Genomic DNA, 24,471 nt, shown 5'->3' with positions numbered 1-24,471 from the left:
TTAAAGCTAGTTGTAGTGGAGAAAATAAGAATAGGAACCAGAGGAAGTTTGCTTGCTATGTGGCAGGCTGAGCACATTGCTGGGCTTTTGAGCAAAGCTAGCCTTGCTACCGAGCTGGTTACCATCGAAACAAAGGGCGATAAAGTTCTTGACGTTTCTATAGCCAAAATAGGCAGCAAAGGGGTTTTTACTGAGGAACTGGAGGAGCAACTGGCCGGCGGAAATGTGCACATCGCCGTTCACAGCGCCAAGGATATGCAATCGACCCTGCCCAGGGGCTTTGAGATCATTGCTTTTACTGAAAGAGAAAGAGTGAATGATGTACTGGTAAGCCACAAAAAAGGGATTTCGCTCGAGGACAGAACGACACCGATTGTGGTGGGGACATCTTCTACGAGGAGAGTCGCCGTGTTGAAGCACTATTTTCCGCATATTAAGACGGTGGAAGTGAGGGGAAACCTTCAAACCCGGTTTCGCAAAATGGAAGAAGGTCATTGTGATGCGCTTTTGCTGGCATATGCCGGCGTGCATCGCATGGGCCTTGCCGACAAAATTGCTCAGGTGCTCGATACAGATTTGTTTGTACCGGCTGTTGGTCAGGGCTCGGTAGCTGTGGAGGCGAGTACTTCTCTTGATCCAATGATCAAAAAAGCCATCGCATATGCTGTTAACCACCAAAGCACTGCCGCAAGACTCATAGCCGAAAGGGCTTTTTTGGAAACGCTGGAAGGGGGCTGCAGCATTCCGGTATTTGGACTGGCCACTTTGCATGAGGACAGACTTAAGATCAAAGGGGGTATCATTAGCCTGAATGGAAAAAGGATTGTGCAGGACGCTATTACAGGAAAAGTTGCTGACGCACGGGCGATCGGCAAAAAGTTGGCAGAAAAACTTCTTGCCAAGGGTGGAGACGCTATATTGAAAGAGATTAAAATTCAACTTAAAAAATGAGCAGAGTGAAGCAGTTATTTTGGGCACTGTCGTTTGTGGCGTTGATTACATCTTGCCGTGGAAACAAGGACTATCTTGTGACAATTCACACGCCGTACGGCGACATGAAGGCGGTATTGTATGATGAGACTCCCCAACACAAAGAAAACTTTTTGAAGCTGGCAGAGAGTGGCAAATACGATAGTACAATTTTCCACAGAGTAATGGAAAATTTTATGATTCAGGGAGGTGATATCAACCGCAAAAAGCCCAGAGGAGAAAGGGAACCAGAGTATACTATCCCTGCTGAATTTATACCCAGGTATTTTCATAAAAAAGGGGCACTGGCTGCGGCCCGACAGCCAGACGAAGTTAACCCCGACCGGGCCTCAAGCGGCAACCAGTTTTACATAGTGCAGGGCACGGTTTATGAATCGGAAGAAGCCCTGAAAGTAGACCAGGAAAAGCTTGGAATGGCCATCAGAAAACTACTGGAAGATTCTACGCAGGTTGCGGTGAAAAACAGATTGACTGAGCTTTATATGGAGGGACGGAAGACGGGAAATTTTGATGCCTATACCGCCGAAGTACAGAGCCTTATTCCGCTCGTTAAGGAAGAAGTCACCACTGATATTTACATTGATAAAACTATTTCACCTGAAAGGGTAGAGGCATACACAACGATAGGCGGGGCTCCCCACCTCGACGACGAGTATACAATTTTTGGACAGGTAGTAGAAGGATTAGACGTTGTTGATAAAATTGCCGCAGTCAAAACTGTGCAGACCGTACCTGCTGTTGAAGTATACATGACTGTAGAGGTGGAAGAAGTGCCCAAAAAGGAGTTGACAAAAAAATACGGTATTCAATATAATGAATAAGCTATGTCTATACTGATCACCGGGGCCAATGGCCTGCTGGGCCAAAAGCTGGTAGTACTTCTGAAAGAAAAAGGCGAAGACTTTCTTGCTACGGGCAGGGGAGCTAGCAGAATTCCTCTGGAGGGCGTCCGGTACCAGTCTATGGATATTACCAATGCTGCCGAGACACTAAAAGTCATCACTACTGAAAAACCGGAAGTGGTCATTCACACTGCTGCGATGACTAATGTAGATCAGTGCGAAACAGACAAGGAGGGCTGCTGGTTGCAAAATGTAACGGCGGTGGAAAACATAGTAAAAGCCTGCGAGGCTAGTGGTGCATTTCTTTTGCACCTTTCCACCGACTTTATTTTTGATGGGGAGGACGGCCCGTATGACGAGGAGGCCAAAGCCAATCCGGTGAGCTACTATGGCGATAGCAAGCTGGCAGCGGAAAAGGCCGTGATGGCTGGCAAAATAGATTGGGCCATGGCCCGTACCGTTTTGGTGTATGGCATTGCTTTCGACATGAGCCGGAGCAACATTATTTTGTGGGTAAAGAAAAGCCTGGAGGAGGGCAAAACCATCAACGTGGTGAACGACCAGTGGAGAACCCCCACGCTGGCAGAAGACCTTGCCATGGGTTGCTACCTCATTGCGAAGAAAAAGGCTAAAGGCGTTTTTAATATTTCTGGCAAAGACTTCATGAATCCTTATCAAATGGCCATTGCCACTGCCGACTATTTTGGACTGGATAAGTCCCTGATCAATGAAACGGATGGCTCAAAATTTAGCCAGCCAGCCAAACGTCCGCCAAAAACGGGCTTTGTGCTGGACAAGGCAAAGAAGGTGCTCGGCTACAACCCTCACAGCTTTGAAGAAGGGATAGCCGTGCTGGCAGAGCAACTGAAGAAATAGACAATCCTCAAAACTGGTTCTGATGAAACTGTCCCTCTGCTTCGTTTTTTTCACCATTTCTACAGGGTCATTGTTTGCTCAAACCACCGTCGACAAATTACGGCTGACCTATGATGAAGAGCAGGTTCACTCGAAGCAAAACAGCCTTACTGTTTCCAACGATGGTCAACTAATAGCATTTGCCTTCGATGACAAAACGATCAAGCTGGTGAATGCCGTGTCTGGAAAAACAGTCAGGACATTCAGGGGTGTTCATCAATCGCCATTTGATCTGAGAATTAGTCAATCAAAGAATGAGGTTGTTAGCGTGGAGGGTCATTCCATTGTGATTCTCGACAGTAAAAATGGGGAGCAGTTGGCCGCAATCGATGTGGCAAAGGACATTACCAGGGTGGCAATCAGCTACACCGACAATCTCCTGGCTGTTGGGACTGACGGATCTGAAATTTATGTGTACAACCTTTCGGACAATGCGAAGCAGGTTCAAAAAATCAGTGGCGTATCGCATCACGTAAGTGGCCTGGATTTCGACCCAAATGGAGGCAATTTACTGGCCAGCTTTAAGTCTGGATACCTCGGAGCCGAGCCAGCAATTGTTTACAATATTCAGTCGGGCAAAGTAATCGAGGAGCTTAGGAAAGCCTACTATCATTTTGTTCAGTATTCGGTAGATGGTAAGAGCATTATTTCTTGCGAAGGCCTACCGGGTAAGATCGCCTTTTGGGAGTATCAAATATCCGCAAAACGGTATAATAAAATTTACGACCAGCTTAACCTGGTTTCTGTTTCGCTTTATACGTCAGCCGTGCTTAAGGACAACTTGCTGATGAGCAGTAGCGTCGACTACAGTTTTGATGTGTTCGATATTTCCTCAAAGGAAAAAGTTTTTTCTACTAAGAGAGACAAGGTCAAGTTGATGATGGCACCGGCCAACCAGGGGGTCGATAAAAAGAGAATTTATCCGCTGCACGACGGAAAAAGCTTTCTGATTAACTATAGTAATAACAACGTCACGCAGATTTACAATATAGAGGCCAATGAAATCGTCGGGTTTATTTATGCTGACGCCAACGACGATCTTGTCACCGTGTCCCGAGGAGGGCAAATCGATGGAAGCCTCGAGGCCATTGCAAAAATTTACTGGACAGAGCGAAATTTGCTCAGTCGGGTAAGTCTTGATGCCACTTTTGATAAGTACTACACACCCAACTTATTGGCCAAAATCCTCTCAGGAGCTACCATTTCGGCAAGCAGCGCAACTTTAGAGCAAGACATAGAGCATGTTTCTTCCATCACTTTGACCCTGGCTGAAAATGCAACAGGAGGTTCTGCGCCTGTCACCAGTAGCCAAAAGAATCTGGAACTGAAGGTGCAGATTACTGAACATCCGGAGTACACCACAGAAGTGAGGCTTTACCACAATGCCAAGCTGCTAGCCACTAAGAAAAGCCTGGGAAACAGCACCGACTTTGATTTTACCGCCAGTCTCAACAATGCTTATGGGGAAGAAAACTACTTCTATGCCGTGGCAGTCAACAAAGAGGGCATAGAGTCAGAAAAAGCCAAACTGATCGTCAAGTATCAGGCGAATGCAGAGGCCAGGCCCAAGTTGGTGGCGCTTATTGTGGGGATCAACAAATACAAGAACCCTAAATATGAGCTCAACTACGCTTTAACAGACGCCAGGAGTGTGGCTAAGCAGCTGGATGCTTCCAGCACGGACTTGTTTGCAAAAGTGGAGAAGACTGAACTCTACGACAGCCAGGTCACTAAGGAGAGTATCCTTGCCGCTTTTGCAAAGATTTCAAAGAACATCAATGAGCAAGATCTGTTTGTGTTCTACTATGCAGGCCACGGCACTGTAAGTGAGGAAGATGCGGAGAATGAATTTTATTTAGTGCCTTATGATGTCACCCAAATGTATGGAAACGCTGGCTCCTTGAAGGACAGGGCTGTTTCGGCTGCAGATCTGAAAGAACTTTCTATGAAAATAAATGCCCAGAAGCAGGTCTTTATTATCGACGCTTGCCAGTCGGCCGGTGCGCTGCAAACAGTTGCCACCAGAGGAGCGGCTGAGGAGAAAGCCCTGGCGCAGCTGGCCAGAAGCACCGGCACCTTTTGGCTTACGGCTGCGGGCTCGGAGCAATTTGCCACCGAATTTGAACAGTTGGGCCACGGTGTTTTTACCTACTCCATCCTCGAAGGGTTGTCCGGCAAAAACATGGCTTCTTCGACTGATGGGATCATTACCATCAGAGAGTTGAGCTCTTATATTGAGCAGCGGGTGCCAGCCCTATCAGAGGAGTACAAGGGTAAATCACAATACCCCGCCAGCTTCTCATTTGGCAACGACTTTCCGATACAGATTTTGCAAAAGAAGTGAGCGCCAGCTTAGCAGCAATTAGAAATTTTCATGAAAGTGGCTACTTGTTTCGATATCTTCGGGTAAAACCAGATATTGGCACTTATGAAAGCCATTCAAACAACCTCCCTGTTATGCTTGTTCCTATACCTGCTAGCGTGTCAAAGTAAGCCAATGAAAGAACCCCAGGCAAAACTCTATCAGGAGAAATTCCGTCCTCAGTTCCACTTCTCTCCTGAAGCCCACTGGATGAACGACCCCAACGGGATGGTATATTATGAAGGTGAATATCATTTGTTTTACCAGTATTACCCCGACAGCACCGTTTGGGGGCCTATGCACTGGGGGCATGCCGTGAGTTCTGACATGGTGAAGTGGGAACACTTACCTATTGCCCTTTATCCTGACAGCCTCGGCTATATCTTTTCGGGCAGTGCAGTGGTTGATTGGAACAACACATCTGGCTTTGGCACTGAAGACAACCCCGCCATGGTGGCCATTTTTACCTATCACGACGCAGCAATGGAAAAGGCCGGAAAAGATGATTTTCAATACCAGGGAATAGCCTTCAGCCTTGACAAGGGTCGCAACTGGACTAAGTATCAGGGAAACCCTGTGCTTCCCAATCAGGGAATTCGTGACTTCCGTGACCCCAAGGTCAGCTGGAATGCTGCCGCCGGGAAATGGATCATGACGCTGGCTGTTGCCGACCACATTAGCTTTTACAGCTCGCCTGACTTGAAGAGCTGGGCTTTCGAAAGTGACTTCGGCAAAGAATTAGGAGCTCACGGCGGTGTTTGGGAGTGCCCCGATCTTTTTCAACTGAAGGTCGAGGATAGCGATGAAGAAAAATGGGTGTTGCTGGTGAGCATCAATCCCGGCGGGCCTAATGGTGGGTCGGCTACACAATATTTCGTGGGAAGTTTTGATGGCAAGCAGTTTGTACCCGATGAAGAAATACCTACCACGAGGTGGGTAGATCAGGGCACCGACAACTACGCCGGGGTCACCTGGTCGGATGTGCCTGCAGAAGATGGCAGAAGACTTTTCCTCGGCTGGATGAGCAACTGGCAATATGCACAAGTGGTGCCCACCGAAGCCTGGAGAAGTGCTATGACTTTGCCAAGGGAACTTAAGCTAAAGCAGGTCGGGAGCGAGCTTGTGTTGACCAACTTCCCTGTAGCGGAGGTTGGGAACATTGTTGGCAGTGGGGAATCTTTCCAACCAGAAAATGGTCAGATAATCGAGCTTACTGATGCTCTTGTGGCGATTGACATGGTGTTGGACGGCGCCAGCTTCGATGGTCTTTCAATCAGCCTGGGCAATGGTACTGATGAAGTTGTGTTGATTGATTTTTCAGACTCAGTGGTTTCAATCGACAGGTCAAAATCTGGCCTGGTAGGTTTTGAGAAGGGCTTTGCTGCCAGTCATAGCGGAAAGCTCCCTAATGGCACACGCCCAGCCTCTATTCGGATATTTGTCGACACTGCATCCCTGGAGGTTTTTATCAATGAAGGTGAGCTGGTACTGACCGAGCTGGTTTTTCCAACACAACCTTACGATAAGCTTACGGTGGGCTGGCAGGAAGGTGCAGTAGTGAAAAATGTAACCCTCAGCAAAGTAGAAGCTATTTGGTAGCAACCATTTTTCGCTTGCTTTGTTAGCATGAGCGATTACTGGCAGAAGATTTTGTCATACTCCTCACCCCGAAAGGCTTGCGATTTGATGGGATTGCCTTTGGCATCGGCGTATACTACCACATAAAATTCGGCTTCCCGCACATGCTTTTCGGCGAAATAAAGCGGGAGGGTGTCGCTTCCAAGGTTAACAAGGTCGTTGTAAGTAGGGGCGAGTACAACGCCATTTTTGCTGCTCAAAACCCCATATCCATCGTTAGTATATATCTTTAGGATTCTTTCTTCCTTGTCATCTCTCACCACCTGAAAGTTGATGAAAGGCATATAGTACGTTTTTTTTCCATCCAGGGAAGTGATGCTCCATAAGCCCTCTTTCTGAGCCATCACCAGTGTGTCGTTCCAAACCTGCACCTTCTCATACTCAAAGGGGAGCACGGTTTTTCCCTCAAAGTTGGTTAGGCCTGTTGCACCCTTGAAGGTGGTAGTGAGCAATTGGTCATTAAAATACCTTGCCCGTGTTTCGTATTTAGGGGCTGCCAGCGCACCGGTGGCCAGGTGATAGCTGCCAAATTTGCCATCGAGCAGCACGGTCACCAGCCCTTCTGCATCAGCTTGCCCAATTCCGTCGTATTTGATGGCCAGGGTTTGCCTGCCCGTGGTGTCCACAATGCCTTGCTTCCCTCTGTTTTCAACAACCAGATAATTTGGAGAAAGGTAACGAAGCGAGCCTTGTTTCAAGTCAAATAGAAGCCTTCCCTGCATATTGTAAACCTTTTTTAGCTTACTATTTTCGATAACTAAAAACTGACTTTTGCTGTCATAGCTGTCTTGCCGGTAGGGATCACCAAGCACGTACACCTTATCACCTTTGATGAAATCGACCCTGCCACCGTTATTAAAGTGTGCAGTGCCTTTCAGGTCTTTAAAGGTAAGAGCAACGTCTTCATTGATAAGTTTTGCAGAGTCGAGTCGGAAAATGATCCCCCGGGCGCTCTGCTTATTAACAAGTGCCCATGCTGTGTCGCTTTTCCATGCCAGCCACTGGGAATTGAATTCAACTTCCGGAAAAAGATTGTCAGAGTATTTTCGAGTGTCAGCATAGAAAATACGGTAGCCAAAAGGCTGCTTCACGAGCCAGTTGTCTCCCATGGGATAGATATTTTGAACACCCATCGGAATAACAACTTCCTGGTTTTTGTCAATGATGCATTCTGAATCACCATTGTAGCCAATCATGTCTCCGTTTGGCAACTTTTCCAATTCCTCGTAGACGAAAGAAAGCTTTAGCTCTTCCTGATTGGCAACGGCAGCAATTTTTTTAATGTTGGTGAAGGCCAACAGGTCATCTTTTATAAAAATCCAGAATTGGCCTTCCACAGTAATGTCATCATACTGCGGACTGACAAGAATCCGGCCATTGTAGGTAGCCAGGCCAGCTTTTTCTCCTTTTGTGATGAGCAGCAACCTGTTGTCGAGCAGCGCAATGTCGTCATATTGCCGGGCAAGAATCTGGTAGCCGGATTTGTGCCAGACTCCCATCTTCCCTTCCGATCCCGCCTTGATCAACCCACCGCCGATACTCTCAACAACATCAAACTCCCCCTCCGTAATTACAGCTCCCTGACGGTTAATAATCTTACCATCCACCATCAAAAACTCACTTACAATGTCGCCGCATAGGTAACCGCTACTTATCGATGAAAAGGTAGGCTCAAACAGCACGGCACCGTTTGGCTTCAAAAAACCATATTTCTCATTTTCGTAAAATGGCACCAGATACATGTTTTCAAGCTTTCTCAGGTTGTCAAGCGAATCCTGAATGGCTCTGGTGGGGGTATAACGTGAGTAGTATTGAAAGTTATAGGCTGCCTGGTCAATGGTAAAAAGGAAATCGAAAGCCCGTTTTTTCATGTGCGAGTTGGGGTACTCTGCCATGAACCTAAGGTACGACTCGGGCTCATTGGCCGCAGTCATGATTTCGAATATTTGCTCTTCGGCCTCCTTTCTAAAAGGGGTAGCGGGAAAATTTCTGAGAAAATCTTTGAAGCTGCTAAGCTTTCTATCTTTCGTAAGGTCGTTGAAAATAAGCACTTTATACCGTTCCTGGGCTTCAGTCACCTGCTCAGCCTCGGGGTAGGTTTCGTAAAACCGCTGGTAGGCCTGCCATGTGTTGACTTCGGAGGCATTGCTAAAAGCGACACTATCTCTTTTTGTTCTGGCAAGGGGCACCTTGTCGGCATCAGCAAATTGCGCCATGAAGTCTTCGTAGGCCGCAACATCGCCCTGTTCGACAGCTCTTAGAAACGCCAGGCTGTCTATTCGCTCCTTTTGTACTTCAAAAAGAGACGGGTAAAACCCATTCTTGATACTTTTTCCCTGCTCTTTTTCAGTAAGCAATGGCCAGTCGACTCTTGCTGCAAGTATATATTTTTGGGCGCTGTCAATACTGTAATCAGGAAGTGAGTCAATCGTGTAGATAAGTGAGTAGAGATAATTGCCCCCTGGATTAACGATGTCGTCCTGTAGCGATTCAATCACTATTTCCCTGGCTTTGTCTACATCGCCCTTGGCTAGTGCCTTGGCAGCTTTTTTGTTTTTATCGGCATGCAACGAAAAACTTATCAGCACTGTCAGTACCAGCAAGAAGGGTTTGTGCATTTTCATAAATAGTCGATACCGATATATTTTAGCTGATCTCAATTACTATAGACTGCGAAATTACTAATTTTATTGTGGCTAAGCAGACAACACCACTTCTCTTTGTACTGAATGATTAGCAAATTTCAGTATTAGTAAGTATTTACAAAAAACCTGATGGCTATGGTGTAATTTATGAAGCTTCCCCGCCCACCCCGAAAACAGACACGGCTTTCAAGTTATCTGCTGAAGATTACTGTCATTACCACATTGTCGGCAGTGGCTCTGTACTTTTTATCTATTGGCACCCTCAGGGAGATGGCTGTTAAGCTTGCCGGAACCATCATTGTGCAGGTAGTGGAGGAGGAGAGCAATGGTTTTTACGGCGTTAGCTTCGATAAAATTGAAATTGATCTTTTCCGGCGCCAAATCAATTTCAGCAACTTTCGCCTGAATGTAGACTCGGTTTCACAAAATCGATTCCATTCGGGGGAAGATAGCCGGGAGAACATGTATATCACCCACATACCGCTTCTCACGTTGCGAATTAAAAGTTTGTACAACCTATACCTTAACCGCAATCTTCAGGTAACGGCAATAGATATTCTTCAGCCCGATATCAAATGGTATAAAAACCCAAAGGAGGAGAAATCTGTCACGCTGTCATTGGAAGCGGGAGATTTTTATCAGCTGATAACAGATTACCTTAATCATTTTGAGATTACAGACTTCAAAATCACTGAAGGCTATTTCACTTATATCAAAGATCTGAATGATGTTCAACAGACCTACCTGGTAGGCCCGGTCAATGCGTCAGTTGATAACTTCGAGATAGGGCAGTCGGTGAAGAAGGAAGACAGGTTTTTGAATACCGAAAAGCTTTTATTGCAAATAAGTAAGCAGAGCGTGAAGTTGGCAGACAGCATCCACGTGGTAGAGTTCGACGACCTCTCCCTGTCAACCGAGACTTCCGACATTGTATTTACCAACCTAAAGCTTAAACCAAGGGTGGAAAAGCTGCCAGTGCCCGACAGCGTAAATAGCTACGAGGTTTTCATTCCTAAGTTTAGGCTAACAAACGTCGACTTTATTCAGGCCTACAACGACAATATCCTTCAAATAGGAGAAATATTTTTTGAACAGCCTGCCATCAATATTAACGAGGTAACCAGGGTCACCAGAAAGCGGGGAGAAAATCAGGAGAGTACTTCTATTGTAGAGCTTCTCACCTCTCTTTTCGATGTTATTGAAGTTCAAAACTTTGACCTAGACAGGGCCCTGTTGGATCTTAAGTTCTATGGAGGAAAGAACCAGGATCGCTTCACAGTTCAAAATGCCAGTGTGGGGCTCAGAAAGTTTAGAATAGACACCAGCACCGTTATTTTTAGCCGGGACAACAAGATTTTTGAGCACATTGATTTTACAGTTGATGAGTACGCTTACTTTCTGCCAGACAGCATTCACCGGTTGTTTATTAAGAAATTCCGGTTTTCAACACTCGATTCCATTATTCGTGGCGACAGCCTGGTGATTGCACCAATACCGGGATTGAGTCAGAGGTGGTTTGCTGAGAAGGCGGATATGCAAAAGCGATTTTATGTGCCTTCTTTTGAGCTTAGTCAGGTGGAGCTTTGGAACGGCTGGGAAAACAAAGAACTGGTGGTCGGGAAGCTGGAGGTGAGTAGCTCTGAGTTTTTTCTAAAAAGGCTCAATGACCCAAAGAAGAAAGTTGGCTTCCGTGAAATAGCTAACTTTTACCCCTATATCAGCCATATCTTCTCAAGTCTGTCGGTGGCCAAACTTCAGGTAGACAAAAGTGAAGTGTATTTCTACGATAGAGAAAAACAGCGGTTCAGTTCGCCGGAAATCGAGGTGTTTGCAAGCTCCTTCCGGGTCGATAGCCTTACTCAGCTCGACTCAACAAAATTTTTTCACGCCGATGATTTAGTTGTGAAAGTGGGGCAATCCCGGCTGCTTTTCCCTGACGATTCCCATATTCTGGAGATAGGAGATTTCAGTTTTAACCCGATCAAGGGTAATTACATCGTTGAGAACGTGGTGGTAACGCCCTATACGCCATCAGGCTGGTCGGCTGAGGGGAAAATCAGACAGATGAAAATGACCGGTTTTTACCTGAAAGAATTTTTGATAGAGGGTGAATGGCTGGCCGACAGCGTGATGTTGATAAACCCCGACATCAGGATCAACTCATACAAGAGGCGGAAAGGCCTGAAAAAGGCCTCTCTGGGGAAAGTGGAAGTAAAGAAACTGGACATATACAGAGGCAATCTTTTTGTGAACCTGAGAGACACTTCTTCGCTGCAACTTTCCGATTACTCAATTGAAATGACCGGTGTTGGGTACCAAATCGGCCGGACTACGAATTGGCATATAAACGATGCAAGCACAAGTATTGCCGGACTCAAAATTGCTTTGCCGGGCAAGGTGAACATGGATGTGAAAGAGATTAAAGCGTCACTTAGTGACTCAACTTTTTCCACCCTCAATTTTAACTATACACTGCCACCAGGAAAGGGGCTTGCCAGGCTTGTTACACCGGGTATTGACATCAGCGGAATAGATATACTGGCAGTTATAAAGGGTGATCATATTAAATGGAACCGGGCAACTTTCGGCGGAGCGAGCATCGAATGGACGGTCGCAGCAGGGTCGTCTGAGGGAAAAGGAATTGAAGCCGCAATCAATAAAGTAAAAACCCGGATACTTGGTGGCTATGACTATGTGAAAGGAAATGAGATACACTTTCCTCTGCGCTTGCTCACAACCCGACAGGACACCATTTCAAAAAGGATTAGCAATATCAACTTTGACCTGGGCGACATCTATTTCGACAAACAGTCTACCGTTGCCAGTTCGCCCATAGGCTTTGCCCGGGATATATCTATGGAGACAAACCAGCAGGATTTTTCCTGGCTGGACGGGTTCGATACTTTTACCTTGAACAGATTGTTGCTAAGCACGGCCGACCGGAAGATTTCTCTACTGGACTTTCGTCTGGCTACTGACAGGGAAGGCAAGTTTATTGCTATGGCTTTTGCTCCGCAGCTCGATATTTCCGGGCTGGATTTAAAGGAACTGCTGCTTACCGGCAATTTTTCCGCAGATTCGATACAGGCCAGGTTAGATTTTTTAGCCATAGATGATAGAAATAATGCAGCCCCAAAAAGCGGCAAGATTAAGCCAGCAAACGGAAATGCTGCACTTGGTAATTTGGAAGTGAGGTATATCAACATCGACGGCGACAAGCTAAGCTATCAGAATGCAGCAAAGAACCGTTCGTGGGAGATTCCTTCGTTCGAGATACAGCTCAGGGGTTTCCTGATGAATGAGAATCAGAAGATGAAAGAAGATCGTTTGCTGTTTAGCGAAGCTTATAAGGTGTCGTTGGACAATATCGCTTTTCGCTTGCCCGACAGCCTCTATAGAGTTCAAGTTGACAGACTTTCTATTAACTCTCAGGCACCACAGGTGGTGATTGAGGGGCCTACCGTGTTGCCGTTTTACGGTATGTACGAGCATGCCCATGTGGTAGGGCATCAAACTCCCTGGGTACAAGCGAAGGGGCGACAGATAGCATTATATGATCCCAATCTTTTTGGGTTGCTTCAGGGTGACGAAATTGTCGCTCGCAAGGTCGAATTAAGCAATTTTTATGTTCGCATGTTTAAGGACAAACGCATGCCATTTCCTGCTGACCAGGTAAGAAGCTTGCCACAGCTTCAGCTTTTGGAAATGAAAATGCCATTGCAAATCGACTCGCTTTTGCTCACAAATAGCGCCTTGCTCTACCTGGAGTTTGCCGAGGATGGCACCGAGCCAGGCGAGTTGATGATTTCGGAGCTCAGCGCACGGGGAACAAACATCACCAATAAGCCTGAGGCCATTGCCCGTAACTCTTACGCCAATTTACATGCGCAGGCGCTCATGATGGATGCCGGACTACTGAAGGCCGACTTTGTGTTTGATTTGACCAGCAAAGCTGGTACCCATTATGTGACCGGCACTGTCGGCCCAACGGATCTTCAAAAAGCAAACTCTTTTCTTGTCCCAATAACTTTTGTTCAGGTGAGGGACGGCAAACTCAACGAAGCCTATTTCAACTTTGAGGCCGATACGTCTGTGGCTGTTGGCAACATGGATTTTCTTTACAACGATTTAAAGATAAACGTGCTAAATAGAAAAGAGGAAAAACAGGGAACCGGGAAGGCCTTTGAAAGTTTTTTTGCCAACGCATTTATCGTTTCCTCTAACAACCCTACTCTTTTTTCTACCCGCCAGGGCGGAATTTTCTTCGAAAGGGATACATCAAGGAGTATTATCAATTATTGGTCAAAGGCGTTTTTAAGTGGTGTTATCAGCAGTATTGGTGCCCGGAGCAACAAAGACAAAATCAAGCAATGGCAGGAGGAGGTGTACGAGAAGAATGCCATTCAGCAAAGCGGAACAAATGAAGAAAAGTGATTTGATCTTTGTCTACGGCACACTCATGTCGGGTTTCGAAGGGCCCTATGCAGTTTTTCTTAGGAAAAATGCTGACCTGCTGGGAGAGGCCAGCTGTAGTGGGTACCTTTACCATGTTTCCTGGTACCCGGGCCTGGTGCTGTCACCTGAAGCGCTGGCGTTTGGTGAATTGTACAAAATCAAGGAATCGTCCGGAGTAACTTTTTGGGCCACCCTTGATGAATATGAGGGGGTCGACCCAGTGTTGTTAGTAGGCGAAGAGTATGTCAGAGGGCAGGTACAAGTAAGACTGGATGGCAAATTATTCACTGCGTGGACTTATTTATTCACCGGCCCGAAGAAAGGAAAGCTGATTGCCGGCGGCAGGTTTTATCCAGACATAAGTGAACTATGACGGATTTTCTCAATAAAATTCCTTTGCCATTACTAATCATTCTAAGTGGAATTGTTGGTGGGCTGATCCTGAGGTTTTTTATCGTTCTAAGCATAAAACTAGGGCTGAGAGGAAGTGATCAAACTGACTTCATCAAATCACTCAGAAAGGTAAAGACCGCCAGCCTCACTTTGGTACCTATATTGGTAATTTTCCTGACTTTCACTTTCTACGATCCTGAAGACACCTTCCACAACTGGCGACAGTTGTTTCAGATACTGCTTATTATTTCGGGTACCTGGTTTCTTATCAGATTAACCAAAGTTTTTCAGGATATTATCCTCAGTCAATATGACATAGAGAAGGATGACAATATCCAGGAAAGAAAGGTCATTACCCAGCTTACGTTTATGAAAAAGCTGGTGATTGTTGGGTTATGCATCATCGCTTTATCCGCCATTTTGCTAAGTTTTGAGGAGGGTAGAAAATTTGGAGCTGGACTTATTACATCTGCCGGCATTCTCTCTATCATTGTAGGTTTAGCTGCGCAAAAGACTATTTCCAATCTGCTTGCAGGGCTGCAAATTGCCTTTACCCAACCCATCAAAATAGACGATGTGGTGATAGTGGAAAAGGAGTGGGGTAGGATTGAGGAAATTAATCTCACTTATGTGGTGGTGAAGATATGGGACTTACGAAGGCTGGTGGTGCCCATCACTTATTTTGTGGAGCAACCCTTCCAAAACTGGACAAGAACCGAGGCCAGCCTGATTGGTACGGTGTTTATTTATACCGATTTCCGACTTCCTCTGGAGCCGTTACGTAAGCAGTTGGTAAAATACCTGAAAACGGATCCTCTCTGGGACAAAGAGACACAAGTTGTTCAGGTCACCGACACCACAGAGTCCACCATGCTGGTGCGAGCCCTGGTTTCTGCCCGCAATTCGTCAGATGCCTTTGACCTGCGGTGCAACGTGCGGGAAATGCTTATCACCTTTATTAAAGACAACTACCCACACTATCTGCCAACCACACGGGTTTTGATGGAGCCTGTGGATAAAAAGGAATAAAGCTTTTGAAATAGGGGAATAGGTGATAATTTGATAGTCGATTATTACACCCGCTTTCATGATTTCAAAAAAAATACTGATTTTTTTGTGTCTATTGGCAGCCATCGTTGCCTGTCAACCACCCAATACGGCAGAAAAGCTGGGTTATCCGGCTGACACCAAGCTGCTGATTATCCATGCCGACGACCTGGGAGTAGCACATTCAGAAAATGCGGCCTCTATCGAAGCATTTGAAAAAAGCGGCATCAGCTCCGCCAGCATTATGGTGCCCTGCCCATGGTTTCCTGAGATTGCGAAATACGGAAAAGAACACCCCGACAAAGACCTTGGCCTTCATCTTACATTGACGGCCGAATGGGAAAACTACAAATGGGATGGAGTTTCAATGCCGTCACAAATTCCGAGTCTTATCGGAGCCGACGGATTCTTCTATCCTACTTCTGAGGAAGTGGCACAGAATGCCAAACCAGAAGAGGTGGAGAAGGAAATAAGGGCGCAGGTGCAAATGGCAATCGACGCAGGCCTGAAACCCTCACACCTCGATTCTCACATGGGGAGCCTGTTTCAAACCTCTGACCTTTTCAAAATATACCAAAAGGTGGGGAGGGAGTTTGGCATACCTGTGATGATTCCGGCCGGATTATTGGAAGCAGCGCCACCACTTTTTGAGGCGATAGATGAGGTTTTCGTGCCGGTTAACCGTCTATATATGATGGGGGAGGGTGTGGCTGCCGACCAGTGGGGCAGTACCTACACAGGTTGGATGAAAGAGCTGCAGCCCGGACTTAATGTGTTGCTGGTGCATCTGGCTTATGATGACGACGAAATGCAGGCAGTGACAGTCAATCACCCCGACTTTGGAGCTGCATGGCGGCAAAGAGACCTCGATTATGTGCTGAGTGATGAATTTAAAGAAGTGCTCAAAAGCGAGGGAATTCAGCCAGTGACCTGGCGACAGATACAGGAAATAACGTTTAACCAGAAATAGCCTACTTAAAATATATTTACCATGAACATTACGAGAAAAGAAGCATTAAAAAAGATGGCCGTCTCCTCCCTGGGAGTGGCGATGGCACCATCTATCATAAGCCAGGCGACTCCGGCAACCGGCAAAGCAGCACGGAAAGGCAATATCAACCACTCTGTTTGCCAATGGTGCTACGGCAAGAAAACGATAGAGGAGCTTTGTGAAGCGGCTGTTGATATAGGCATCAAGTCGGTGGAGCTGCTGGGTGAAAAAGACTGGCCTACACTTAAGAAGTATAACCTGCATTGCGCCATGGCTTACGGCTCAAACATTGGACTCAACAAAGGATTCAACGACCCAAGCCTGCATGCTGAGCTGCTGAAGCAGTTTACGGCATCAATACCAAAGGCAGCTGATGCTGGTTTTACCAATGTGATTACCTTCTCTGGCAACAGGAATGGCATGGATGACATGGTAGGCCTGGAAAACTGCGCCAAAGGCCTTGAGCCTGTGATGAAGGTGGCCGAAAAATACGGTGTGACCATCAGCATGGAGCTGCTCAACAGCAAGCGCAACCACCCCGACTACATGTGCGACCTGACACCATGGGGTGTGAAGCTGGTTGACAAGCTGGGCTCGCCAAACTTCAAGCTGCTGTACGACATCTACCACATGCAGATCATGGAAGGTGACGTAATTGCTACTATCAAAGAATTCCACCCATACATCTCGCACTACCACACAGGTGGAGTACCAGGCCGTAATGAGATCGACGAAACACAGGAGCTTTACTATCCGGCTATTATGAAAGCCATTATTGAAACTGGCTTCAAGGGCTATGTGGCGCAAGAGTTCATTCCTAAAAGAGAGGACATGTTTGCTTCGCTGAGACAGTCGATTGATATCTGTGATGTTTAATCAGGCATAGAAGCATTGGAAAAGACTATCCTTCTAGGATCTGGCAATCATAAGTTCTCTCTGAAAGCTCAGAGAGGACTTTATTTTTTTGCTGGAGCAATTTTTTTACTCCAGGGATCATTCCATTTTTGGAAGCCGGATAGTCGTCCGGGCTGGTGGTGGATTTTGAGCGTGCTACTTATGCTTGGCGGCATATTTTACTTTTTTATGGCCCTGACGATCACCTCCGAAAGGTCAAAGTATTCTCCAAAGGTGAAAGTAACAGATGAGCACATAGAAATCCGCCGTGGTTTTTTTCAAAAGAATACGATTGTGCATTGGGCTGATGTAAAGGCAATTACACTGCTGTCATATTCTATAATTTTTGAATTGACTGAGAGTGTCCAGAAAGTAGAGTACCACACTTCTTCGTCAATTTCAAAGGAAATAAAAGAGGTGATATGGGAATTGGCTGAAACCAAAGGCATTGTTGTAGCTGCCGGTTAAGCCCCCATGGTTTACGATCCTCAAAAACACCATCGCCGATCGATCCGATTGAAGGTATATGATTATTCGCAACAAGGGGCATATTTTGTCACAATTTGTACCAAGGATAGGCATTGTTTTTTTGGGGAGGTGATTGACCAAAGCATGATTTTGAATGACGCCGGGATCATGGTTGATAAATGGGTACAGGAATTACCTAACAAATTTCCGGATATAAAATGTGATGTTTGGCAGGTGATGCCCAATCATTTCCATGCCATTATAATCAACAACGGCAATCCCGTAGGGGCCGACCCGTGTGTCGGTCCAAATAACACATCGGACGCATCCTTTTCAACCAATAATTCGGCCACGGAATTACTGGGCGAACACAAGGGTTCGCCCCTATATCGGGTTATACAATGGTTCAAAACTATGACAACCAACGAATATATCCGTGGTGTAAAAAATGCCAGGTGGCCTGAATTTAAAGGTAAATTATGGCAACGGAATTATTGGGAACATATCATACGGGATCAAAAATCTTATGATCGTATAGCCCAATATATTATCAATAATCCGGCGAACTGGGACACGGATCGGCTGAAAGGTGCCGATAAAGAGCCTAATTGATGGCGGTTAATTAATCATCTTCTCCACTCCCACATAATACAAATCAAAACCACCATTGCCTCCCGGCCTGTTCGACGAGAACAATAGAAGATTATTGTCAAAGCCCGAATCGTAGGTCAGGATCACAGGTCTGTATTCATCAAATTCCGTATTGATACGCTCTCCGAAATTGACCGGCTCCGACCAGGCATTTCCTTCGTAAAGACTGTAGTACAGATCAAAGCCACCATAGCCACCGGGTCGGTCAGAGGTAAAAACCATTACCCTGCCATTAATAAAGGCACATTTGTCGTTTCCTTCAGCGCTGCTGATAGAGAGTTTCTCAGGTGCAATAGCCTCCGCATCTGATAGTGACTCAATGGGGTCGTCAATAGTCAGGTCGATTTGATAGAAATTATAGACACCGTCCTTGTCTGTGCAATAAATCAGCTTCTCTACTGTCGTAGGATCGGTAGCATACCGGGATTCCCATTTAAAATCCTTACCAAAGAATGCTGGATAAAGCTCATTGGCTTCCGTGTTAACCATGGCGATGCTGGTGGGCGATGCTGCTGGTATCTGATTATTTTCAGTGGGATCGATATACGTAAATTTGATATCAAAATTGCCGGCACAATCATTGGCATACAGGAACAAATAGGTCAGCTGGATGTTGCTGTTCGCCTGGGTTTCGTAAGTAAATGAGTATGGCCCCAGTTCATTGCAGAATGTGTTGACAGAGTCGAAGAGGGAGCGCATCGGTAACGAAGTGCCCCGGGCCTTATTTACATCAATTGTTAAATGTTCCGCAGCATAGTCCCATTGCAAAATGAGGTTCTTACCAACAATGTCGTAATGATTTACATCTCCCCTGTTTGATGAGAAATGAAACATGTGTTCATCGTGAATTACCGGAAGATCCATGTTGTAGTCATCCTCACTGGAGTTTACCGCCTCAAAGTTGACCACTACATCAGGGAAATGACCCTCCGAGTATTTGTTGCTTTTATCACAGGAAGAAGTGATCAGCAGTATGAAGAATATTTTGATGAGAAATTTCATATTTTAAATATAGTTCAAACGCAGGGCACGTAGGGATATTGTGGCTTTTTTCCCAGACTTGTCAAATGCCTTGCAAAAATAATGGGTTGACCATAATCAGCCTTTTCGACTGATCTCAATCATCCGATATCCACCATCAAAACGGTAGTTTTATATGTGATCAGGTCATCACCGACAGATCACCTGGAGCAAAGCAATAGAAACTAAACATTTACAACCATGACTACCAATTATCAAAAGATTTACGAACAACTGGGCAACCTGTTTTTTGCCATCGCTATGGCCGACAATCACCTCAAGCACAAAGAGGTGGAAAAGCTGAAAGAACTTGTGAATAAAGAGTGGGTGCCTTTGGAGCATTCAACAGATGAGTTTGGCACCGATGCCGCTTATTATATCTACATATCGTTTGATTACTTGACCGACAGCTTCACGACAGCGGAGGAGGCCTTCAATACCTTTAAGGAGTATTATGAAATACACAAGGCAGTATTTAGCGAAAAACTGAAGGCCAAGATACTAACCACGGCGACTGATATTGCAGTCTCTTTCAGAGGAATAAGCAAGGCTGAGCATGAGTATTTGGACAGGCTGGAGCACCTGTTTGAAGTGAAGGAGTCTCAGTTGAAGTGAATAGTGGGGTTTCGGTCGGGCAAGTGAAGAGAAATGAGAAAAAGGGTCACATACCACAGTGCAGTGTTTATCGCCATTTTATTGGCGGCTGTTATGGTAGTGCTCAACAGTTGCAAACCAACAGCGGGCCATGTGCTCGGTGGCCCGGACGATTCCCTGGAAATTGGAGTGGCTGCCACGACAGTTGATACCACCTTGCTCAAAGAATATGGCCTGAATTCGACATCGTCCGTTATGGCGTTCTACAAAAGCAACGGTGCTTCGCTGGCCTGGTTCAGCGACAGCAATTTGCTGCCAGCCGCTGATTCGATGCTGCAGATGGTGAGGGATGCCGGGGTATATGGCCTGCCACCCGAAGCCTATAAGCTGGCTGAGTTGGAGGTGTTGCGCAACGACCTACTGGCTTTCCAGTTTACAACGCCCGACAGACTGGATATTCTCCTGACCGACGCATTTGTCTCCATGGCCAGGCATTTAGGGCATGGTCTTTCCCGCCTGGTTGTCAACTCCCATGAAATGGATGTTGCCTACGCAGAGCTTTTGAACGAGGCGCTGAGAACGGGTGAGGTAAGGAAGTCGCTTGAGTCGCAAGAGCCTTGCGGAGAACAATACCTGGCCTTAAGGAAGAAGCTAAAGAGTACTTTGAGGGAGCAGTTGGATCCAAAGGCTGATCTTGTCAGCACTCAAAACCAGATTTCGAAGTTAAATGTCAACATAGAAAGGTGGCGCTGGGAGACAGGGCCGCTGCCAGAAAGGTATGTGTTCGTAAACATTCCGGCCTATCAGCTTACTGTGATGGAAGGAGGCGAGGCTGTACTCCAGTCGAAGGTGATAGTAGGTGCTAAAAGTACTCCCACGCCAGTATTGGAAAGCAGCATCTGGTGCTTCACAATTTACCCCTACTGGACGGTACCAAAGAGCATTGCCGTGAAAGAGATTCTGCCTAAGATGAAGACAGACAGCGGCTACCTCAGCCGACATCTCTACGAAGTGCTCGACTACAAAAACAATCTGGTGGATACGAAGGCCATTGACTGGTCTCAGTACGATGAAAATAACTTTCCCTACTATCTCCGCCAAAAAGAAGGGCGGGAAAATGCACTGGGGATTGTTAAGTTTCGGTTCGATAACCCTTTTGGTGTGTACCTGCACGACACAAATGCTCCAAAGCTTTTCTCAAGAAAGGAAAGAGCACTGAGCCATGGCTGCATTCGCATGGAAAAGGCAGAAGAGTTTGCCTATTATCTCGTAAGGAACGACACAGTATACAGCAACCCTTTATTGCTGGAGCAATATTTTAAGCTTAAGAAACGCACAGAGATAAGCGTCATTCAGCCTATTCCCATTTATGTCAGGTATTTCACTGCCTGGGCAGAAGACGGTCAAATAGTTTATTACCCCGATGTGTATAATAAGGATGGTTGGGTGCTTTCCCGTGTGATTCTGTGAAACAGGCCGAAGGAGTGAGGCACGGCAGGAATATCATTTCTTCTCTTTCGGAGGAAACTTTCTCAACACTATTCCAATTCCTTTTCGAAGGTTCTTCTCGGTCATTTCAGGATTTAGTTCCAGATAGCGGCTAGCGCTGGAGCGCCAAATCATTTGGCCTGTTTCCCTGTCGGCTATGTCCATGATGAGGGTGCCTTCCAGAAAGTAGTAGACGTCTGACTGATCAACCGGGTCGAGTTGCAGAAACCTGTCTTCCTCAAACCTGTACACATTGGTTTGCCTGTTCTCCACGGTCACGTGAAAATCGAGCAGGAGGTCGGGGTTTTCGGCGTCGTAGATGAAGCCCTTTTCTTCCATTTCTTTGATAATGGCGTTCTTAAGGTTGCTAACAACAGCGCTGTCGTTCATGTACCCGGGGCCGGTAAAGGTGAACTCGCAACCTTGCAGCCAGCAAAAAGTCTTATACCTGCTAAAATCCGCCTGCCTGTCGAATGAGGTGCTGACCTTAGTGGCGCATCCGCCCACGGCCAGGCTTAAAAACACGATCCATGCGATTAACTTGTTCATTGGTTTTGCTTTAGAACCAAACTTAACGAAGTGCTGGTGGCCATTGAATGACAATTATCAATTTAATGTATGCCTTTTGTTTGTAATAGGCGGCCAGCAAAAATGCAGAAAGCCCAGTTGTTTACCGGGCTTTCCATATCCAAAATCATAAATTTCAAATCAGCAATCCAAAATTCCTAAGTCGCCCAGGTTTTGCCTACTTCCGAAAATGGAATGCAGCCTTCATACCTGCCGGGGATCGCTTCGTAGCGGAGCACTTGTGTGGCACCAATCTCTGAGGTAAAGAATCCAAGCAGGGTTAGCTCTTTCATCGACAAAAACCATGGTCTTTCGCCACCACCCGCACCGCTCAGTGCGGCAGAGTTCTCAGCTTTGATGACTTCCAATTGCTTGGCGGCATCCAATTGACTGAAAGGGTCACCTTCCTTGTCTTCTACCTTCTTGCTGAAAGCAGCCAGGCCATCCATGAATTTCTTCACGTCGGCCGGCTTGTACACTTCGTGCACCATTTTTTCAATGAAAGCAGGCACTCCGGCATCTTTGGCGCCCGGGGTATCGGTAGCCGGAATGATGGCTTCTGCGATGGCCTCCAGTTCAAGGGCCTGTTCTTTGGTAACATACTTGGGTGTCCAGTAGAGGCTGGGCTCCGCAGTACATCCATTCAAAATGCCCATAATGGCGGGAGCTGAAACAGATGCTCCCATGAAAAGGGCTGTCTTTTTTATTAGTTCTCTTCTGTTCATGGTTGTTCTGTTTACAGGTTTTGCTTTTTCATTTCCTTCACTGCATAGTCAGCCGCTCTGGCAGTCAGTGCCATATAAGTAAGCGATGGATTCACACAGGAAGCCGAAGTCATAGCCGAGCCATCAGTTACGAACACATTTTTACAGGCATGCACCTGATTCCATTTGTTCAGCACTGAGGTTTTCGGATCACGCCCCATTCTGGCAGTGCCCATTTCATGGATACCCAGTCCAGGCCCACCTGCGTCGTCGTATGGTGTAACGTTTTTCAAACCGGCTGCTTCAAGCATGGCCACGGCCTGCTCTTTCATGTCCACCCGCATTTTCAACTCGTTTTCTTTGATCTCGCAATCAAAAGTGACCGTGGGCATGCCCCACTTGTCTTTCAGGTCGTTGTTCATCACCATTTTGTTTTCATGGTAAGGAAGCATTTCGCCAAAGCCAGTGAGACCCATGCCCCATTTGCCGGGTGTCATCATCGCTTCTTTAAGTTGAGGCCCAACTTCCATTTCCGCAACGCCACGGCCCCAGCCATCACGACTGCCACCGCCCTGGTAGCCATAGCCCCTGATGTAGTCCTGCTTGTCGCTTCCGATGTTTCTGAAACGTGGAATATAGATGCCGTTGGGCCTTCTGCCCACGTAGTATTCGTCTTCGAAGCCATCAAAATCAGCCCTGGCACCCACACGGAAATGGTGATCCATCAGGTTGTGCCCAAGCTCGCCACTGTCGTTGCCAAGTCCATTAGGGAACCGATCCGAAATGGAGTTGAGCATGATAGATGTGGTGTTGATAGTAGAGGCATTGAGGAAAATGATATTGGCAAAATACTCAACTGTCTCAAGCGTTTCTGCGTCGATTACCCTTACGCCGGTGGCCTTGCCTTTTGCCTCATCGTAAATCATCGAGTGAACGATGGAGTTGGGGCGTAGCTCCATATTGCCGGTTGCTTCTGCGGCCGGCAATGTTGATGCATTGCTGCTGAAGTAGCCGCCGAAAGGACATCCTCTTATACACAGGTTACGGTACATGCACTTGTGGCGGCCGTTGTGATCCTGAGTAATATTGGCCGAGCGGCCCATGGTCATGATCCTGTCTTTGAAATTGGCTTCAATGCCCTGCTTTACATGCTTTTCGATGCAGTTCATCTCCATTGGGGGCAGGTACTTTCCGTCAGGCAAGCCAATCCAGCCATCGGCAATGCCGTTTACTCCGATGTATTGCTCGGCGTAGTCGTACCAGGGTGCCATGTCGGCATACCTGATAGGCCAGTCTACTGCAATTCCGTCTTTTGCGTTGGCCTCAAAGTCAAAATCACCCAGGCGGTAGCTTTGGCGGCCCCACATAATGGAACGACCTCCAACATGGTAGCCTCTGATCCAGTCAAATCTTTTTACTTCTGAGTAAGGCTGGTCTGTATCTTTGATCCACCAGTGCTTGGTAGAGTTTTTTACCGTATAGCCCGTTCGGTTTTGCTTCTCGTAATCTTTCTGCTCTTCGGCGGTAATTCTATCGCCATTTTCAAGCTCCCAGGGATTCAGGTTCATCGTTGGGTAGTCAGCAACGTGGCGCACCATTCTGCCTCTTTCCAACACCAATGTCTTGAGTCCCTTCTCTGTGAGCTCTTTGGCTGCCCAGCCACCACTGATTCCGGTTCCCACCACAATCGCATCGTAGGAGTTTTGCTGCTTTGCTTTCAGGTTCAAATTCATGAGATGAGGATGTGTAGTTTAAATATTATGTATCCGTTGTAATCAATTCAAAATATAGAAAATCTTTTTGGCTT

19 protein-coding genes are annotated in these 24,471 nt (G+C 46.5%); 14 read left to right on the top strand and 5 right to left on the bottom strand.

Going from position 1 to position 24,471, the window contains the following annotated elements:
- Positions 1-15 precede the first annotated feature (15 nt).
- The 5 genes from hemC to RIG68_RS04870 all read left to right on the top strand — a co-directional run bounded on the left by hemC (position 16) and on the right by RIG68_RS04870 (position 6,708).
- Positions 16-951, top strand: a complete 936-nt coding sequence (hemC, locus tag RIG68_RS04890; protein WP_350119325.1) for a hydroxymethylbilane synthase — start codon at positions 16-18, stop codon at positions 949-951.
- Positions 948-1,811 (top strand): peptidylprolyl isomerase, encoded by an 864-nt coding sequence (locus tag RIG68_RS04885; RefSeq protein WP_502880616.1) that lies wholly within the window; start codon positions 948-950, stop codon positions 1,809-1,811. The genes hemC and RIG68_RS04885 overlap by 4 nt, the downstream gene beginning before the upstream one ends.
- Positions 1,812-1,814: 3 nt before the next feature.
- Complete coding sequence (locus RIG68_RS04880) at positions 1,815-2,708, top strand: SDR family oxidoreductase (protein WP_350119319.1); 894 nt, start codon at positions 1,815-1,817, stop codon at positions 2,706-2,708.
- A gap of 22 nt (positions 2,709-2,730) precedes the next feature.
- The gene (locus RIG68_RS04875; protein ID WP_350119316.1) at positions 2,731-5,091 is read left to right on the top strand and encodes a caspase family protein; all 2,361 of its coding nucleotides are present in this window, start codon (positions 2,731-2,733) and stop codon (positions 5,089-5,091) included.
- Positions 5,092-5,244: 153 nt separating this feature from the next.
- A complete protein-coding gene (locus RIG68_RS04870) occupies positions 5,245-6,708 on the top strand; it encodes a glycoside hydrolase family 32 protein (protein WP_350119313.1) in 1,464 nt (487 codons plus the stop codon).
- Between the two features lie 35 nt (positions 6,709-6,743).
- On the opposite strand, the gene RIG68_RS04865 is transcribed toward RIG68_RS04870, so the two are convergent.
- Entirely contained in the window at positions 6,744-9,365 is a 2,622-nt protein-coding gene (locus RIG68_RS04865) for a WG repeat-containing protein (protein WP_350119310.1), read from the bottom strand.
- A 174-nt stretch (positions 9,366-9,539) separates the two neighbouring features.
- On the opposite strand from RIG68_RS04865, the gene RIG68_RS04860 reads away from it, so the two are divergent.
- From RIG68_RS04860 to RIG68_RS04830, 7 genes are all read left to right on the top strand, one after another.
- On the top strand, positions 9,540-13,826 hold the full coding sequence (locus tag RIG68_RS04860; protein WP_350119307.1) for a hypothetical protein: 4,287 nt from the start codon (positions 9,540-9,542) through the stop codon (positions 13,824-13,826).
- Positions 13,813-14,220: a gamma-glutamylcyclotransferase family protein gene (locus RIG68_RS04855; protein ID WP_350119304.1), complete on the top strand. Its 408-nt coding sequence runs from the start codon at positions 13,813-13,815 to the stop codon at positions 14,218-14,220. The genes RIG68_RS04860 and RIG68_RS04855 overlap by 14 nt, the downstream gene beginning before the upstream one ends.
- Complete coding sequence (locus RIG68_RS04850; protein WP_350119302.1) at positions 14,217-15,269, top strand: mechanosensitive ion channel family protein; 1,053 nt, start codon at positions 14,217-14,219, stop codon at positions 15,267-15,269. Before RIG68_RS04855 ends, RIG68_RS04850 begins: the two co-directional genes overlap by 4 nt.
- A 58-nt stretch (positions 15,270-15,327) precedes the next feature.
- Complete coding sequence (locus tag RIG68_RS04845) at positions 15,328-16,257, top strand: polysaccharide deacetylase family protein (RefSeq protein WP_350119299.1); 930 nt, start codon at positions 15,328-15,330, stop codon at positions 16,255-16,257.
- Between the two features lie 21 nt (positions 16,258-16,278).
- On the top strand, positions 16,279-17,154 hold the full coding sequence (locus RIG68_RS04840) for a hydroxypyruvate isomerase family protein (protein ID WP_350119296.1): 876 nt from the start codon (positions 16,279-16,281) through the stop codon (positions 17,152-17,154).
- Positions 17,155-17,361: 207 nt separating this feature from the next.
- Positions 17,362-17,640, top strand: a complete 279-nt coding sequence (locus tag RIG68_RS04835) for a hypothetical protein (protein WP_350119293.1) — start codon at positions 17,362-17,364, stop codon at positions 17,638-17,640.
- 48 nt (positions 17,641-17,688) lie between these two features.
- Positions 17,689-18,252 carry a transposase gene (locus tag RIG68_RS04830; RefSeq protein WP_350119290.1) on the top strand — a complete coding sequence of 188 codons (564 nt, stop codon included), beginning with the start codon at positions 17,689-17,691 and terminating at the stop codon, positions 18,250-18,252.
- A gap of 6 nt (positions 18,253-18,258) precedes the next feature.
- Here RIG68_RS04830 and RIG68_RS04825 read toward each other — a convergent pair whose 3' ends face one another.
- Complete coding sequence (locus RIG68_RS04825; RefSeq protein ID WP_350119287.1) at positions 18,259-19,293, bottom strand: TolB-like translocation protein; 1,035 nt, start codon at positions 19,291-19,293, stop codon at positions 18,259-18,261.
- A 219-nt stretch (positions 19,294-19,512) separates the two neighbouring features.
- Here RIG68_RS04825 and RIG68_RS04820 point away from each other — a divergent pair, with 219 nt between their 5' ends.
- Together RIG68_RS04820 and RIG68_RS04815 are read left to right on the top strand one after the other, a co-directional pair.
- Complete coding sequence (locus RIG68_RS04820) at positions 19,513-19,926, top strand: hypothetical protein (protein ID WP_350078395.1); 414 nt, start codon at positions 19,513-19,515, stop codon at positions 19,924-19,926.
- Positions 19,927-19,959: 33 nt separating this feature from the next.
- On the top strand, positions 19,960-21,375 hold the full coding sequence (locus tag RIG68_RS04815; protein ID WP_350119284.1) for a L,D-transpeptidase family protein: 1,416 nt from the start codon (positions 19,960-19,962) through the stop codon (positions 21,373-21,375).
- Between the two features lie 33 nt (positions 21,376-21,408).
- Here the strand turns inward: RIG68_RS04815 and RIG68_RS04810 are convergent, their stop codons facing one another.
- The 3 genes from RIG68_RS04810 to RIG68_RS04800 all read right to left on the bottom strand — a co-directional run bounded on the left by RIG68_RS04810 (position 21,409) and on the right by RIG68_RS04800 (position 24,397).
- A complete protein-coding gene (locus RIG68_RS04810; protein WP_350119281.1) occupies positions 21,409-21,942 on the bottom strand; it encodes a DUF4136 domain-containing protein in 534 nt (177 codons plus the stop codon).
- Positions 21,943-22,118: 176 nt separating this feature from the next.
- Positions 22,119-22,685, bottom strand: a complete 567-nt coding sequence (locus tag RIG68_RS04805) for a gluconate 2-dehydrogenase subunit 3 family protein (RefSeq protein ID WP_350119278.1) — start codon at positions 22,683-22,685, stop codon at positions 22,119-22,121.
- 11 nt (positions 22,686-22,696) lie between these two features.
- Positions 22,697-24,397 carry a GMC oxidoreductase gene (locus RIG68_RS04800; protein ID WP_350119275.1) on the bottom strand — a complete coding sequence of 567 codons (1,701 nt, stop codon included), beginning with the start codon at positions 24,395-24,397 and terminating at the stop codon, positions 22,697-22,699.
- Positions 24,398-24,471 lie beyond the last annotated feature (74 nt).

The sequence above is a fragment of the Imperialibacter sp. genome, assembly GCF_040222385.1.
GTDB lineage: Bacteria > Bacteroidota > Bacteroidia > Cytophagales > Cyclobacteriaceae > Imperialibacter.
The sequence above is the reverse complement of the archived record's forward strand: the minus strand, read 5'-3'. Positions and strand labels throughout refer to the sequence as shown.

What these genes read in the sequence shown, in the direction of transcription:
- RIG68_RS04885 (WP_502880616.1), top strand. Translation starts at nt 948, where the DNA reads ATGAGCAGAGTGAAGCAGTTATTTTGGGCACTGTCGTTTGTGGCGTTG.
- RIG68_RS04880 (WP_350119319.1), top strand. Translation starts at nt 1,815, where the DNA reads ATGTCTATACTGATCACCGGGGCCAATGGCCTGCTGGGCCAAAAGCTG.
- RIG68_RS04875 (WP_350119316.1), top strand. Translation starts at nt 2,731, where the DNA reads ATGAAACTGTCCCTCTGCTTCGTTTTTTTCACCATTTCTACAGGGTCA.
- RIG68_RS04870 (WP_350119313.1), top strand. Translation starts at nt 5,245, where the DNA reads ATGAAAGAACCCCAGGCAAAACTCTATCAGGAGAAATTCCGTCCTCAG.
- RIG68_RS04865 (WP_350119310.1), bottom strand. Translation starts at nt 9,365, where the DNA reads ATGCACAAACCCTTCTTGCTGGTACTGACAGTGCTGATAAGTTTTTCG.
- RIG68_RS04860 (WP_350119307.1), top strand. Translation starts at nt 9,540, where the DNA reads ATGAAGCTTCCCCGCCCACCCCGAAAACAGACACGGCTTTCAAGTTAT.
- RIG68_RS04855 (WP_350119304.1), top strand. Translation starts at nt 13,813, where the DNA reads ATGAAGAAAAGTGATTTGATCTTTGTCTACGGCACACTCATGTCGGGT.
- RIG68_RS04850 (WP_350119302.1), top strand. Translation starts at nt 14,217, where the DNA reads ATGACGGATTTTCTCAATAAAATTCCTTTGCCATTACTAATCATTCTA.
- RIG68_RS04845 (WP_350119299.1), top strand. Translation starts at nt 15,328, where the DNA reads ATGATTTCAAAAAAAATACTGATTTTTTTGTGTCTATTGGCAGCCATC.
- RIG68_RS04840 (WP_350119296.1), top strand. Translation starts at nt 16,279, where the DNA reads ATGAACATTACGAGAAAAGAAGCATTAAAAAAGATGGCCGTCTCCTCC.
- RIG68_RS04835 (WP_350119293.1), top strand. Translation starts at nt 17,362, where the DNA reads ATGGCCCTGACGATCACCTCCGAAAGGTCAAAGTATTCTCCAAAGGTG.
- RIG68_RS04825 (WP_350119287.1), bottom strand. Translation starts at nt 19,293, where the DNA reads ATGAAATTTCTCATCAAAATATTCTTCATACTGCTGATCACTTCTTCC.
- RIG68_RS04820 (WP_350078395.1), top strand. Translation starts at nt 19,513, where the DNA reads ATGACTACCAATTATCAAAAGATTTACGAACAACTGGGCAACCTGTTT.
- RIG68_RS04815 (WP_350119284.1), top strand. Translation starts at nt 19,960, where the DNA reads ATGAGAAAAAGGGTCACATACCACAGTGCAGTGTTTATCGCCATTTTA.
- RIG68_RS04810 (WP_350119281.1), bottom strand. Translation starts at nt 21,942, where the DNA reads ATGAACAAGTTAATCGCATGGATCGTGTTTTTAAGCCTGGCCGTGGGC.
- RIG68_RS04805 (WP_350119278.1), bottom strand. Translation starts at nt 22,685, where the DNA reads ATGAACAGAAGAGAACTAATAAAAAAGACAGCCCTTTTCATGGGAGCA.
- RIG68_RS04800 (WP_350119275.1), bottom strand. Translation starts at nt 24,397, where the DNA reads ATGAATTTGAACCTGAAAGCAAAGCAGCAAAACTCCTACGATGCGATT.